The sequence below is a fragment of the Nocardia vinacea NBRC 16497 genome (genome assembly GCF_000308835.1).
Lineage (GTDB): Bacteria > Actinomycetota > Actinomycetes > Mycobacteriales > Mycobacteriaceae > Nocardia > Nocardia vinacea.
In genome coordinates this window covers 31545-45744 of record NZ_BAGN01000112.1, presented here as the reverse complement: position 1 = coordinate 45744, position 14200 = coordinate 31545, and the positions used below count along the sequence as shown (strand labels likewise).

The following is a 14200-nucleotide window of genomic DNA, read 5'->3' as shown; positions in this document are numbered from 1 at the left end:
TGGTCAACCGNGACCGCTCGGTAATAGCCGATTTCCGTGTGTCGCCACGGGCGGTATTCGTCCGAAAATCGGTGAATGTAAGTTGTCGGACACAAGCGGCTTCCCACGCGTTTCTCGACACCGCTTGGCACAGCCACTCAACGAGGTCCGCGCGGCCGGTCCCGGGTGTTCGAAAGCCGAAAGCTTGCCGACAACCGCCATCCGGTATCGATTTTCGATTCCGGGTGGGCGGTGGTGGCGGTGCCTTGCCGGGGTCAGACTGAAGATGGTGGCGGTGTCGACCGGCGAATGACTAGATCGTCGATATCGGGTGCTACGAATCCTTTTGTGAGGTGCCCGCTCGGCGCCGGCACTTCGGGGCGTGATCGTCTTCTAGGAGTTCACGTCAACCCTTGCGGGTGTAAGCGCTTTCCGGCCCGCAGCGGTTTCGCGGGGAGACCCACATCGGGACATGGTTCGGGTGAGGAGCTGAGGGTATGCGCATTGTGGTTGATCTGAATCGGTGTCAGGGGTATGCGCAGTGTGTTCCGCTGGCGCCGGATGTGCTCGAAATGCTGGGTGAGGAGGCGCTGGCGTATGACCCCAACCCTGATGACGCGCAGCGTCAGCGGGTGTTGCGGGCGGCGGCGGCGTGTCCGGTCCAGGCGATCGTGGTGGAGACCTATACCCCCGACGGGCCGGAGCCTGTGGCATGAGCACTGCGTCGCTGGCCGCGGACCTGGTCAGGATGTTTCGGGCCGAGGGTCGGATCGTGATCGTGGGGGCGTCGCTGGCTGGGCTTCGCGCCGCGGAGGCCTTGCGGGACAAGGGCTTCTGTGGGCCTCTGACCCTCATCGGTGACGAGTCGCACGAACCGTACGACCGTCCGCCGTTGTCCAAGCAGGTCCTCAAGGGCTGGGTTCGCGCCGATCACACCAAGCTTCCCCGTATGCGGGACATCGACGCGCAGTGGCGGCTGGGTGTGGCCGCGACCGGTTTGGACCGGGTGAACAAACAGGTTTTGCTGGCCACCGGAGACGCGGTGCCCTACGACCGGCTGCTCATCGCCACCGGCGTTCGGGCACGGCCACGGTTCGATCCGGCCGAGGGTGCCCTGCAGGGGGTGTTCACGCTGCGCACCTGTGATGACGCGGCTCGGCTGCATGCGGCGCTGCGGGCAGGCCCGAAGCGGGTCCTCGTCGTCGGCTCGGGGTTTGTCGGCTCCGAGATGGCTTCGGTGTGTTGCGAGCTGGGGTTGCCGGTGACCGTCGCCGAGCGGGGAGGCGGGCCGCTGGTGGGGCCGCTGGGCGGGGTGATCGGCGATATCGCCGCCCGGATGCAGCGCGGCGCCGGCGTTGATCTGCGTACCGGGGTGTCTGTGGAAGCCCTCGACGGCGACGCCGGCGGGCGGGTGCGCCGGGCCCGGCTCTCGGATGGGACCACGCTCGATGTCGATGTGGTGGTGGCGTCGTTGGGATCGATCCGCAACGTCGAGTGGTTGGCAGGTGCTGGGCTGGCCGCCGGTTTCTGGGGAGTCGGTTGCGATGCGGGCTGTCGCGCGTTCGACATCAACGGGGTGGTGACCGACAACATTTTCGTGGCCGGGGATATCGCGCGTCAGCCACACGTGCTGTACGAGTACCAGTTCATCTCGATGGAGCACTGGGACAACGCGGTGTGCGGGGCGCAGGTCGCCGCGAACAACATGATCAACCTCGAGACCGAGCGGCGACCGCACTTGCCGCTGCCCTCGTTCTGGTCGGCCCAATTCGGGGTGAACATCAAGGGGGTGGGGGTGTGCTCGTTCGGCGATGAGATCGTGTTTACCCAGGGGTCTCCCGCGGACTATCGCTTCGCCGCCGCCTACGGCCACCGCGGCCGCATCGTCGGTGCGGTGACGTTCAACCACGGCAAGTGGTTGCCGTACTACGCGGCGATGATCGAGCGCTCGGCGCCGTTCCCGCCACCGCCGCCGGGCTACGACCAAGCGCCCGACCCGGCACCGATGCCGGCCCGCTTCCCCGATCCACGAGTGCCGACCGCGATTCCCGACGTGGTGCTGACCGGTCACGACCCCACCTCACGAGGCGCCGAGTTCCACTGACCAAGGGAGCCAGCATGACTGCAGCGAGCGCCTGGGCGGAGGCGATGAAATACGAACACCGCGCCGACCCGTACCCGTTCTTCGACCAACTGCGCCAGACCCCGGTCGCGCGAGTTGCCGACAACCTGTACGTCGTGACCGGCTATCAGGAACTGCTGACGCTGGCACATGACCCCCGGGTCAGCTCCGATATCAGCCGCAGCCCGCTGGGCGCCACCCTGACGTCAGGTGTCGACTCCGAGCCCGGCGCCGAGGACATGCAGGCCTACGGTCGCCGGCCGAGCATCATCGTCTCCGATCCCCCCGAGCACGATCGGGCGCGCCGGCAGGTGATGCGCCACTTCATCTCACCGCATTCACCCGATGTCATCCCCGGCATGGAGCCCGACATCGTGCGGTTGTGCAACCGGCTGCTCGACGGCATCGAGGCCAGCGGCAAGACCCGGCTGGATGTGGTCGACGATTACGCCTATCCGGTGCCGGTGATGGTGATCTGCAAGGTCCTCGGGGTCCCGCTCGCAGACGAACCCATGTTCCATGCCTGGATCCGCGACATGTTGGCCGGCATAGATCTGGGCCCGGATGCGACCACCGAGCAGGGTAAGGCCCGCGCCGAGAAGTCCCGTTCCAGCCGTGACGCACTCATGCGCTATCTGGCCGGGTTGATCGAGCAGCTCCAGCGCGAGCCCGGGCAGGGCTTGTTGTCCAAACTGATCCATGACGGCGGCCCCGATGGTCCGATGCCTGCCGAGCAGGTGTTGTCCAATGCGGTGCTGCTGCTGGTCGCCGGTCATGACTCGACGGTCAACACCATCGCCAACTGTGTGATGACGCTGCTGCGCAACCCCGGGTCCTACGACCAGGTCCGCAGCCGACCGGAGCTGCTCCCGCGCGCGATCGAAGAGGTCCAGCGGCTGCAGGCGGCGGTGCAGTTCTTCCCCAGCCGCAGCGCTACCGCCGATATCGACATCGCCGGCACCGTTATCCCAAAAGGGGCCGCGGTGCATCTGGTCTACGCTGCCGCCAACCGCGACCCGAACCACTTTGCCAACCCGAACCGCTTCGACCTCCACCGCCCCGACAACGAACACTTCGGCTGGGGCAGCGGCATCCACACCTGCCTGGGCGGCCCGCTCGCACGACTGGAAGTCAACCTGGCGCTGGAAACCTTCCTACGCCGCGTCGCCACACCCAGCCTGGTCGTCGACCCGCCACCGTATCGGCGAAGCCAAATCTTCCGCGGCCCCCAACACCTGCTCATCGACTTCGACCACATCACCGACTGAACAGCACACAACATCGACGCAACTCCGTCCCGCCGCAGCGCCGCGACGGGTATACCACCCAACCATCGTCCGCACATAGCGGCTTATCGAGCGGTTTTCCGGTGGTCACGGTCACGGCTGGTGTAGGCCGCGCTGGGTGTTCGGTCTCCGAGTGTCTGGTGCGGCCTGATCGTGTTGTAGAGGATCCGGAACCGGTGAACCTCCATGTCCAAGGCGTCGCCATCAGCGATCGCGCCACGGAACAGGTGCTCGTACTTCATCGTGCCGAAGAACCGCTCGATCACACCGTTGGTCTGCGGAGACCGGACACGGGTACGAACGTGGCGCAGCAGCCGGTCCGGCCCGTCGAACGCGGTCTTGAACACCTCGCCCCGGAAGCACGGCCCGTTGTCCGACACCACCGCGATCGGCGCGGGCGCCAGACCGAGTACCTCACCAGCTGGTCCTGCGACCTCGACCAGCTCGCGTTCGGTACGCAGGTCGTCCAGTCCGAGCACCCGCTCGGCCTCGGCGACCGCCAGCCTCAGGCAGGCCACCGCGTCGGCACCACGAGCGGTCGGGGTCACAGTGACGGCCAGGCAGTACTTCGTCACGTAATCGATCACCGCGCAGATACGCCAGATGCCACCGCCGGCAGTTTCGAACTCGCTGAAGTCGGTCTGCCACACCCGATTGCGTTGTGTCGGCGGATCGCGGAACACCTTGCGCCGCAGCATCGCCCACGACTTACGGTCGGCCCGATACCCGCGCGGCAACAGCAGTCCACGCCGCCGCAGCGCTCGCTCCACGGTCGAGGTGGGATACCACGTAACCGTCGGCGCGCATCAACGCCGCGATCTTGCGATGCCCCCACGCCGGCCACTCCTCGGCGTACTTCGCTGCGATCGGTTCGAACCGCTCCACTTTGGGTGCAGGCCACGGACCTCGCGGCGGGTCCCCGTCGCGGAGCCGGGCCAGGCGCCGGCGATAGGTACGTTCGGGAATGCCGGCCAATCGAGCGAACCTCGAAACCGGCAGTCCTTCTGCCGCTCTCAGGACTTCGAGGTCAGCGAAGGGACCTGATCCACCAGCGCGGCGCCGTGCTGCCAGACCCGCAGCTGCACGGTGGCTTCCGCCAGCGCCAGCTTCAGCTGCTCGTTCTCCATCCGCAACCGCCGCTGCTCGGGCAGACCCTGCGCCCCGGCCGGGCCGCTGGGCACCGCGTCCAGCGCCTTGGTCCCCGCCTCGAGGAACGTTTGCTTCACTTGGCCATAGAAGCCGTACTCACGCCCCGCCGCCGGGCGGCTTCCGCGACGCTCATCTCACCGGCCAGCACCGACAACACCACCCGCACCTTGTCCTCGACCGGAATCTTCAACCACCGTGACCTGGCCACAGACCGGCTCCTTCCCAGCTTCGACGTGCTCGGAGCGTAAACCGAGCAACCCTGCCAGAAAGTTTGACGCGCTAGAGGGCGATCTATGCGAACATATGTTCGTGTCCAGGTCTGCCGCCCCGACTTCGCCGCGTTCCCGACGGCCGCGGATCGAGCCGCGGGCCGAGGCCTCGATCCTGCACGCCGATCTCGACTCGTTCTATGCCTCGGTGGAACAGCGCGATAATCCGCGGCTGCGGGGGCGGCCGGTGATCGTCGGTGGCGGCGTTGTGCTGGCAGCCAGCTACGAGGCGAAGGCGTTCGGGGTGCGTACGCCGATGAATGGTGGTGCGGCGCTGCGGCTTTGCCCGCATGCAATAGTGGTGCCGCCGCGCATGTCGGCCTATGCCGAGGCGAGCAAGGCCGTCTTCGAGGTCTTCCACAACACGACGCCGGTGGTCGAGGGCATTTCGATCGACGAGGCGTTTCTCGATGTGGGTGGGCTGCGACGGATCGCGGGCGAACCCGTCGAGATCGGGCGGCGGTTGCGTGATGTGGTGCGCGAGCAGGTCGGACTGCCGATTTCGGTCGGTATCGCGCGGACGAAATTCCTGGCGAAGGTGGCCAGCGCGGTTGCCAAACCCGACGGGTTGCGCCTGGTGCCTCCGGAACTCGAACTCGATTTCCTGCATCCGCTGCCGGTCGAACGACTATGGGGCGTCGGCGAAGTCACCTCCCGCACCCTGCACGAACACGGCATCACCCGCATCGGTCAACTCGCCGAACTCGGTGAATCACCGTTGCGCGCCATCCTCGGCCCCGCCGCGGCACGGCACCTGTACGCCCTGTCCTGGGCGCGCGACCCGCGGCGCGTCGAAACCGGCGTCCGCCGCCGCTCCATCGGCGCGCAACGCGCACTCGGTCGTCGGCACCGATCACCCGACGAGATCGAGGCCTACCTGCACGGCCTCACCGACCGCCTCGGCCGCCGACTGCGCGCGGCCGACCGGGTGACCCGAACGGTGGTGCTGCGCATGCGTTTCGACGATTTCACCCGCGCCACCCGCTCGCACACCCTGCCCGAGGCCACCGATCACACCGAAACCATCCTCTACGCCGCGCGCACCTTACTCAGCACCGCGATGCCAATGATCCAAGAGCGCGGCCTCACCCTCATCGGGCTGGCTCTCACCAACCTCGACAACGCCGACGCCGTCCAACTCACCCTGCCGTTGGAACCCCGCGCCACCAATACCCTCGATGCCACGCTCGACGACCTGCGCCGCCGCTTCGGCTCGGCTGCGGTCACCCGCGCCACCCTCATCGGTCGCGGCGAAGGCCTCTCGGTCCCGCTGCTGCCGGACTGATGCGCGCGAACACGCCGTGTATTCTCCATGCGGGCCGGTTCGGCGGGGGGTGACCATCGAACCTACGGAAACCACGGATGAGCAGGCCCTAGCTGTTGCCGTGCGCCCGAGGAGATTTCGATGCCATACGCAGTACTGGGCCTGATCACCATGGCCCTGTGGGTCTACTGCCTGGTCGACATCATCACCTGCCCCGATGCGGGCATCCGGAATCTGCCGAAGCTGGCGTGGCTCATCGTCGTCATCCTGGTGCCGACCGTGGGCGCACTGTTGTGGCTGTTCGCCGGCCGCCCACTGCACGAAGGCGGCCCGCGTTCCACCACCCGCTACGCCGAATACGACCGGCCCGGCCGCCGCGTCCCGCAGAATCCGGACGATGACGAAGCTTTCCTGCGCGGCCTGCGTGAACGCGCCGAGTCACAGCGCCGCGAGGCCCGCCGCCAAGAGGAAGAGCGCCGGCGCGACCTGGACCACCGCCGCGAACAAGGCGAACTGTAAGCGTCCTCGGTTCGCGCGAGCGGTCCAGCGACGCAGTCAAAGGCGTTCGATGATGGTGGCGTTGGCGAGGCCGCCTGCTTCACACATCGTCATCAGGCCGTAGCGTCCTTCGGACTGCTCGAGGTGGTTGACCAGGGTGGCGAGGATGCGGGTGCCGGAGGCGCCGAGGGGGTGACCGAGGGCGATGGCGCCGCCGCGGGGGTTGAGTTTGGCGGGGTCGGCGTCGAGGTCGTGCTGCCAGACCAGTGGTACGGGGGCGAAGGCTTCGTTCACTTCGTAGGCATCGATGTCATCGATGGTCAGCCCGACGCGCGCGAGGGCCTTGCGGGTCGCGGGGATGACGGCGGTGAGCATGAGCAGCGGGTCGTCGCCGGTTACCGCGAAGGAGTGGAAGCGGGCGCGCGGGCGCAGACCGAGGGCGTTCGCCTTTTCCTCGCTCATGATCAGGGCGGCCGATGCGCCGTCGGTGAGTGGGGACGAATTGCCGGGGGTGATGGACCATTCGATTTCCGGGAAGCGCGCCTCGAATTCATCGTCGGCGAAGGCTGGGCGCAGTCCGGCCAGACCTTCGGCGCTGGTGCTCGGGCGGATGGTCTCATCGGCGGTGAGCGTGCCCGCGGGGACGAGTTCGTTGTCGAACCCGCCGGCCGCGGCGGTTTCAGCGGCCAACCGGTGCGAGCGGGCGGCGAAGGCGTCGAGGGTCTCGCGGTCCAGCTTCCAGCGCTGGGTGATGATTTCAGCCGAAATGCCCTGTCCGATAATACCTTCCGGGAAGCGGTCGACCAGCGGACCGCGGTTGGCGTCCGCACCCTGGGCGTTGGAGAACATCGGGACCCGGCTCATCGACTCCACACCGCAGGCGATCGCGATGTCGTAGGCCCGGGCGATCACACCCTGCGCCGCGAAATGCGCGGCCTGCTGGCTGGACCCACATTGCCGATCGACAGTGGTCGCGGGCACGGACTCCGGGAACCCGGCGGCCAGCACGGCGGTGCGCGAAATATTGAGTGCCTGCTCACCACTCTGGGTGACACAACCACCGATCACATCATCGACGAGTGCCGGATCGAGGTCATTGCGTTCGATCAGGGTCCGCAGCACCTCGGCCAGCAGTGTCGCCGGATGTATATCCGAGAGCCCACCACCGGGTTTCCCCTTCCCGGAGGGTGTGCGAACAACGTCGACAATGACCGCGGATGTCATGACGGCTCCCTGCTGTTTCTGCGATCGTTCCATGCGAACGACGATTAACTTATGACACTGTACGCCGCCGCGACTCCCGATGGGCGTGCACCCGCTTACTGCTACACCGATCAGCGAGAACGCTTGGGGCGCTTATCCATCAACCGCAGGATCAGCGGGGTGAAGATGAGTTGCATGGCCAGATCCATTTTCCCGCCGGGGACGACAATGCAGTTGGGGCGGGACATGAAGGAGTCGTGCAGCATGGACAGCAGGTAGGGGAAGTCGATGACCTTGGGGTCGGCGAAGCGGATGACGACGAAACTTTCGTCCGCGGTGGGGATGGTGCGAGCGATGAAGGGGTTCGAGGTGTCCACGGTGGGGACGCGCTGGAAGTTGACGTAGGTGTGGGAGAACTGGGGGCAGATGTATTTCACGTAGTCGGGCATGCGGCGCAGGATCGTATCGATGACGGCCTCACTGGAATAGCCGCGTTCGGTCTTGTCCCGGATCACCTTCTGGATCCATTCGAGGTTGACGATCGGCACCACCCCGACCAGCAGATCCGCGTATTGCGCGACATTCACCGAATCGGTGACGGCGGCGCCGTGCAGACCTTCGTAGAACAGCAGATCGCTGCCCGGCGTCAGATCCTCCCACGGCGTAAAGGTGCCTGCGGGTTGCCCGTGTGGTTTGGCTTCCAACTCGTCGTGCAGGTATTTGCGCACCGAACCGACGCCGGTCTCACCGTAATCGCGGAACAGTGTCTCCAACTCCTTCAGCAGATTCGCCTCCTCACCGAAATGCGAGAAGGTGCGATTATCGCTCTGCTCCGCCTCGGCCATCGCGAGCTTCATCTCGTTGCGGTCGTAGCGATGGAACGAATCCCCCTCCACGATCACCGCATTGATACCTTCGCGGCGAAATATCTCCTGAAAGGTCCGCGTGACACTGGTCGTGCCCGCACCGGATGAGCCGGTAATAGCGACGACGGGATGTTTGACCGACATGACACCTCCTCGGTTGCTTCAGCGCCCGGCCGGACGGAACAGCGACCGCGACCCGAACAGTGAACTGTCGAAACTGGGCCCTTCCTCGGGCTCGCTGTGATAGCGCTCGATCCGCGCGACCTCATTGCGCGAACCGAAGATCAGCGGCACCTGCTGATGCACCTGCTCCGGCGCCACCTCCAGCACTCGATCACCGCCGGTGGTCGCCCAGCCCCCGGCCTGTTCGACGATGTAGGCAATCGGATTCGCGCCGTACAGCAACGACACCCGCCCCGGCCGCCGAGTGTCGTGTGGATAGAGGTAGACCCCGCCGCGGGTGAGGATGTGGAAGGTATCGGCGACCAATGACGCGACCCAGCGCATATTGAAATCCCGCCCCCGTGGCCCGTCCACACCGTCGAGACATTCGTGGACATACCGCCGCACCGGCCGTTCCCAGAACCGCTCATTGGCGGCATTGATCGCGAATCCCGAAGTATCCTCCGGGATTCGCATCCGCGGATGGGTCAAAACGAATGCGCCGATCTCCCGATCCAGGGTGAATCCGTCGACGCCGCTGCCCGTGGTGAGCACCAGCATGGTCGCCGGTCCGTAGAGCGTGAACCCCGCGCAGACCTGCCGCACCCCCGGCTGCAAGAAGTCCACCGTACTCGGCGCACCGTTGTCCGGTGCCCGCAGCACACTGAAAATCGTTCCGACAGGCAGATTTACATCGATATTCGAGGATCCGTCCAACGGATCGAAGGCCAGCAGATATTTGCCGCGCCGGTGCACGTCGGGCACCGGATGGATATCGGTCATCTGCTCCGATAACAGCGCCGACAGATGCCCCGTCCATTGGGTCTCGGCCACCATGATGTCATTGGCGATGGCGTCGAGTTTGCGGTGCACCGTCGGCGGCAGGTTATCGGGTTCGGAGGCGCCCAGTGAGCCGACAATGGCACCCCTGGTCACCTGGTTGGCGATGATTTTCGTCGCGGTCGCGACGACATTCACCAGAGCGGAGAATTCACCGGACGATCCAGGATGCCGGTGCTCCTCCTCGATCGTGTATCGGGTGAGGGTCTTCAGTCCTTCTGGCATGAGTTCTCGATCTCGTCACGCGGGCGCCCGTGCGGTCGGCCCATCCGGCTGCTGTCCTGCGGTGTTCGATTGGCGGCGCTCCCGGGGCACTGCGTGGTCACGCAAGCTACCGCCTCCGGGCCCGTCGCTCGCGCCGCGGAATACACTGCTGCCGTAGACATCTCGGTCGGTCAGCGTGATCAGGTCGGTCTTGGTGAGCGGTCGCCGCAGCTCGACCAGTCGTTTGGCCTGCCGTAACCGGCAGCGGTCAAGGGCATTGCGCACGCTGCGCGCATTGGAGAATCGGGGGCGGCTCATTCGCAGCGTGAGATATTCGCCGAAGGCGGCGTATCCGCTGTCGTCGAACCGGAAATTGTCCCGTGCCACCATGAGTTCGGCGATGCGCACCAACTCGTCGTGGGTGTAGTCGCTGAATTCCAGATGATGGGCCACCCGCGAGGACAATCCCGGATTCGCCGAGAAGAACTTGTCCATCCGATCCGGATAGCCCGCGAAGATCACCACCAGGCTGGTGCGTTCGCTCTCCATCTCCTGCAGCAGGATCTCGATGACTTCCTGTCCGTAGTCACGTTCGTTCTCCGGGCGGAACAGGTAGTAGGCCTCGTCGATGAACAGCACTCCCCCGGCCGCCTTGGCCAGGGCCTCCTTGGTTTTGGGTGCGGTGTGTCCGATGAACTGGCCGACCAGATCGTCGCGAGTTACCGTGTGCACCTTGGGTTTACGGATATAGCCGAGCGCGTGCAGCATCTCGGCCATCCGCAGGGCGACAGTAGTTTTGCCGGTGCCGGGGCCGCCGGTGAAACTCATATGCATGGTCGGCCGAGAGGCTTGCAGGCCGAAGCGCTGTCTGGCCCGATCGATCAGCAGCAGCGCCGCGATCTCACGCACCCGCCGCTTCACATTCGCCAGACCGATGAGTTCGGCATCGAGCCTTGTCAATACGTCCGCGACGTCATTGCCCGCGATATCGCTGGACAGATCCAGCACCGCATCCTCGGCGAGCAGCTCCTCCGGCGGCGCGTCCGCCGGCACCGCACGCACCGGCCTGCCGTCATCCGCACCGGGCCGGTGCAATCGGAAACCGCTTGCCGCGCTCGACCTTTCAGCCGCCATACCGGGTACCCGACCGTTCGTCGGTGGCATACGAGTGCAGACCGTAGGTCTGGCGGCGGTCCGGTCCCTCGGTGCGGGTCAGCAGGAATCCGGGCTCATCGACGGGACGCTGCACCAGAAAGCTCAGTGCGGTGGTCTGCCTGCCATAACGGGCGTCGTAGGCCAGAACCCGGATGTAGTGTCGCGGGAAGGTATTGCGGCATGCGTCGATCTCGGCGAGCACACCGTCGGGCTCGTCGAGATCGAACAGCGGCAGCCCCCACATCTCCCAATAGGCATTGCGGGGGTGCGGATCATCGGTGTATTCGATGGACACCGGCCAGTTGTTGAGCAAGGCGTAACGCACCTGGGCCGCGATCTCGGCGTCGGTGAGTTCGGGCAGATACGAGAAGGTTCCGTGGCGCAGATACATGTGCGGAGTCCTGTCGTTCAGTGGCTGGCCGTCGGCACGGCATCCGGCGCGTCGGTGGAGGTGTAGTCGAAGGTGACATCGCCCCAGGTCGAAAGCGCGACATCGAGCGGGCGGCAGATCTCGGCGGCCTTGCGCAGCACATCCGGACCCTCCTTCAGCAAATCGCGACCCTCGTTGCGGGCCTTCACGACTGCCTCCAGCGCCACCCGATTCGCCTCCGCTCCAGCGGCGATGCCGAGCGGATGTCCGATGGTGCCGCCGCCGAATTGCAAGACCACGTCATCGCCGAAAAGGTCGAGCAACTGGTGCATCTGACCAGCATGAATGCCGCCGGAGGCCACCGGCATGACTCCGCCGAGACTGGCCCAATACTGGTCGAAGAAGATGCCGTTGCCCGGATTGGTGGGAATGTGGTTCTCCCGCAACGTGTCGTAGAAGCCCCTGGTAGTCGCCGGATCACCCTCGAGCTTGCCGACCACGGTGCCCGCGTGCAGGTGATCGACGCCGATCAGCCGGCACCATTTGGCCAATACCCGGAAACTCACGCCGTGCGTCTTCTGACGCGTGTAGGTGGAGTGCCCGGCCCGATGCAGGTGCAGCAATACGCCGTTACGCCGCGCCCAGTGCGACATCGACTGCATGGCGGTGAATCCCACCGTCAGGTCCATCATGATCACGACGCTGCCCAGCTGCTTGGCGAACTCGGCGCGCTCGTACATATCCTCCATGGTCGCCGCGGTGACATTGAGGTAGTGGCCTTTGATCTCACCGGTTTCGGCGGTGGCACGGTTGACGCCCTCCATGGCGAACAGATACCGGTCTCGCCAACGCATGAACGGCTGGGAGTTGATGTTCTCGTCGTCCTTGGTGAAATCCAGGCCACCCTTGCATGCCTCGTAGATCACCCGACCGTAATTCCGCGCGGACAGACCGAGTTTCGGCTTCACCGTCGCACCGAGCAGCGGCCTGCCGTATTTGTTCAGGTACTCGCGCTCCATGACAGTGCCGTGCGGCGGGCCCTGGAAGGTCTTGACGTAGGCCACCGGAATCCGCATATCCTCCAGGCGCAGTGCCAGCAGCGGCTTGAAGCCGAAGACATTGCCGATGACCGAGGAGGTGAGGTTGGTGATCGAACCCTCCTCGAAGAGATCGAGATCGTAGGCGACATAGGCGAAATACTCGCCGGGGCGGCCGGGAACCTCATCGATGCGGTAGCACTTGGCCTGGTAGCGGTCGTGTGCGGTGAGACGGTCGGTCCATACGACAGTCCATGTGGCAGTGGATGATTCACCTGCGACGGCGGCCGCGGCTTCGATCGGATCCACGCCCTTTTGCGGGGTCACTCGGAAGACGGCGAGGACATCGGTATCTTTGGGTACATAATCCGGGGCGTAGTAACCCATCGAGGCGTAGGAGTGGACACCCGGATCCCAGCGGTTGGGTTCGGTTTCGTCGGTCATCATTGCTCCGCTCGGTTTTGCGGGTCATCCGCGCTCGGGAACTGTTGCGCGAGGCACCCGCGCCCGGATATCGAGCAGGACACCTCGGCTCGGGTGTTGTGCGGGATGCTGCGCCTGAGACGTGGGGTGGACGCCTACTGAGTTCAAGGATGACGGCGTTGTCGATGACAAACAATTTGATTGTTCCTCGGAATACTCAACGGATTCATTGAGTTTGATACCGTCGAATTGTGGGCATGGTGAGTGCGGCAAGGATGGAAACATTCCTGGCCGTGGCTCGGCAGGGCAGCATTCGCCGCGCCGCCACCCAGCTGCACATCACCGAGGCCGCCGTCTCCGCGGCGGTCGCGCACATCGAAAAGCAGCTCGGGGCAAAGCTCATCGCGAAGGCCGGGCGGGGTATCGCGCTCACCGAGGCCGGGCGCATCTACTCCGAATACTGCCGCACCATCCTCGGCCTGATGAAGGAGGCCAATGCCGCGGTACGCCGGGCCGAAACCGGCAAGCTGCGGATCGGTGTGGTCGCAACGGCGGGTGAGTACGTGCTGCTGGGGCCGCTGGCGTCATTCCGGAATCGCTATCCGGATATCGAACTGAGCCTGTCGGTGCATCCGCGCGACGTGCTGTTCCTCGAATTGCACCACCACGAAACGGATCTCGTCATCGCGGGCCGCCCACCGCGCGACACCGGGCTGGTCATCCGCGCCCGTCGCCCCAGTCAGCTCGTGGTCGTCGGCGCGCCCGACTGCCCCGATCCGCTGCACAGCACCTGGCTGCTACGCGGTCGCGGCTCCGGAACCCGCGACGCCACACTCAGCCTCATCGACCGCCTCGAAATCTCCCCGCCCACCCTCACCCTCGGCAGCCACGGTGCAGTACTCGCCGCCGCCCGTGAAGGCTTGGGCGTGACCCTCATTCACACCGACGCCCTGTCCCAAGACCTGGAATCAGGTCTGCTGCAAGTACTTCCGGTCGACGGCACCCCCATGGACCGTCCATGGCACGCCGTCACCACTCGCACCCCCACCCCCACAACCCGCCTCTTCCTCGCCCACATCCTCGATCCAGCCGAAGTGGGCACCCACGCTTTCCACCCCGGCTAGAACCCCGGGCGGTGGAGTCCGGGGGGCACGACACCCGGACTCCACCCGACTGGCGATCACAATGATCGCGCAGGTTATCGGCGATGAATTCGCCATTGGGTCGATTGTGGACCGAATACCCGCTCAGCAGCACGTTTCGCTGTTACGAGCCGGTGAATATCGTGTTCCGCGGCCCGACTCCCCGACCGGAATTCTATCGGATGGTACAGCCACGCCACCAAGGCACCCAGCCCCCGACAAGGGGCCACG

Annotated in this window: 15 protein-coding genes; 6 read left to right on the top strand and 9 right to left on the bottom strand. The window is 65.4% G+C overall.

Annotated elements, in window-relative coordinates; genetic code table 11:
- Positions 1 to 476 precede the first annotated feature (476 nt).
- Genes ON44_RS15235 through ON44_RS15225 form a run of 3 tightly spaced genes read left to right on the top strand, consistent with a single transcriptional unit; the run spans position 477 to position 3369 of the window.
- Entirely contained in the window at positions 477 to 695 is a 219-nt protein-coding gene (locus ON44_RS15235; protein ID WP_040690458.1) for a ferredoxin, read from the top strand.
- Entirely contained in the window at positions 692 to 2083 is a 1392-nt protein-coding gene (locus ON44_RS15230; RefSeq protein WP_040690457.1) for an NAD(P)/FAD-dependent oxidoreductase, read from the top strand. The genes ON44_RS15235 and ON44_RS15230 overlap by 4 nt, the downstream gene beginning before the upstream one ends.
- Before the next feature lie 14 nt (positions 2084 to 2097).
- Positions 2098 to 3369 (top strand): cytochrome P450, encoded by a 1272-nt coding sequence (locus ON44_RS15225; RefSeq protein ID WP_040690456.1) that lies wholly within the window; start codon positions 2098 to 2100, stop codon positions 3367 to 3369.
- 83 nt (positions 3370 to 3452) lie between these two features.
- Here ON44_RS15225 and ON44_RS46795 read toward each other — a convergent pair whose 3' ends face one another.
- The 3 genes from ON44_RS46795 to ON44_RS53425 all read right to left on the bottom strand — a co-directional run bounded on the left by ON44_RS46795 (position 3453) and on the right by ON44_RS53425 (position 4744).
- Positions 3453 to 4157, bottom strand: a complete 705-nt coding sequence (locus tag ON44_RS46795; protein WP_157187164.1) for an integrase core domain-containing protein — start codon at positions 4155 to 4157, stop codon at positions 3453 to 3455.
- 243 nt (positions 4158 to 4400) lie between these two features.
- Entirely contained in the window at positions 4401 to 4613 is a 213-nt protein-coding gene (locus ON44_RS15210; protein WP_051182051.1) for a hypothetical protein, read from the bottom strand.
- Entirely contained in the window at positions 4610 to 4744 is a 135-nt protein-coding gene (locus ON44_RS53425) for a hypothetical protein (RefSeq protein WP_281005166.1), read from the bottom strand. The genes ON44_RS15210 and ON44_RS53425 overlap by 4 nt, the downstream gene beginning before the upstream one ends.
- Before the next feature lie 95 nt (positions 4745 to 4839).
- Between ON44_RS53425 and dinB the strand changes: the two genes are divergently transcribed.
- Together dinB and ON44_RS15200 are read left to right on the top strand one after the other, a co-directional pair.
- Complete coding sequence (dinB, locus tag ON44_RS15205) at positions 4840 to 6090, top strand: DNA polymerase IV (protein WP_040690454.1); 1251 nt, start codon at positions 4840 to 4842, stop codon at positions 6088 to 6090.
- Positions 6091 to 6210: 120 nt separating this feature from the next.
- A complete protein-coding gene (locus ON44_RS15200) occupies positions 6211 to 6588 on the top strand; it encodes a PLD nuclease N-terminal domain-containing protein (protein ID WP_040690451.1) in 378 nt (125 codons plus the stop codon).
- 36 nt (positions 6589 to 6624) lie between these two features.
- Here the strand turns inward: ON44_RS15200 and ON44_RS15195 are convergent, their stop codons facing one another.
- From ON44_RS15195 to ON44_RS15170, 6 genes are all read right to left on the bottom strand, one after another.
- Entirely contained in the window at positions 6625 to 7791 is a 1167-nt protein-coding gene (locus ON44_RS15195; protein WP_040690478.1) for a thiolase family protein, read from the bottom strand.
- Positions 7792 to 7901: 110 nt separating this feature from the next.
- Entirely contained in the window at positions 7902 to 8780 is an 879-nt protein-coding gene (locus ON44_RS15190; protein WP_040690450.1) for a phosphoribulokinase, read from the bottom strand.
- Between the two features lie 18 nt (positions 8781 to 8798).
- On the bottom strand, positions 8799 to 9863 hold the full coding sequence (locus ON44_RS15185) for a class 1 fructose-bisphosphatase (RefSeq protein ID WP_040690448.1): 1065 nt from the start codon (positions 9861 to 9863) through the stop codon (positions 8799 to 8801).
- 15 nt (positions 9864 to 9878) lie between these two features.
- Positions 9879 to 10976: an AAA family ATPase gene (locus tag ON44_RS15180; protein WP_083897892.1), complete on the bottom strand. Its 1098-nt coding sequence runs from the start codon at positions 10974 to 10976 to the stop codon at positions 9879 to 9881.
- Positions 10966 to 11388 (bottom strand): ribulose bisphosphate carboxylase small subunit, encoded by a 423-nt coding sequence (locus ON44_RS15175; protein WP_040690447.1) that lies wholly within the window; start codon positions 11386 to 11388, stop codon positions 10966 to 10968. The genes ON44_RS15180 and ON44_RS15175 overlap by 11 nt, the downstream gene beginning before the upstream one ends.
- Positions 11389 to 11405: 17 nt before the next feature.
- Entirely contained in the window at positions 11406 to 12848 is a 1443-nt protein-coding gene (locus ON44_RS15170; RefSeq protein ID WP_040690475.1) for a form I ribulose bisphosphate carboxylase large subunit, read from the bottom strand.
- Between the two features lie 236 nt (positions 12849 to 13084).
- Between ON44_RS15170 and ON44_RS15165 the strand changes: the two genes are divergently transcribed.
- Positions 13085 to 13951, top strand: a complete 867-nt coding sequence (locus ON44_RS15165; RefSeq protein WP_245567164.1) for a LysR family transcriptional regulator — start codon at positions 13085 to 13087, stop codon at positions 13949 to 13951.
- Positions 13952 to 14200: the final 249 nt, after the last annotated feature.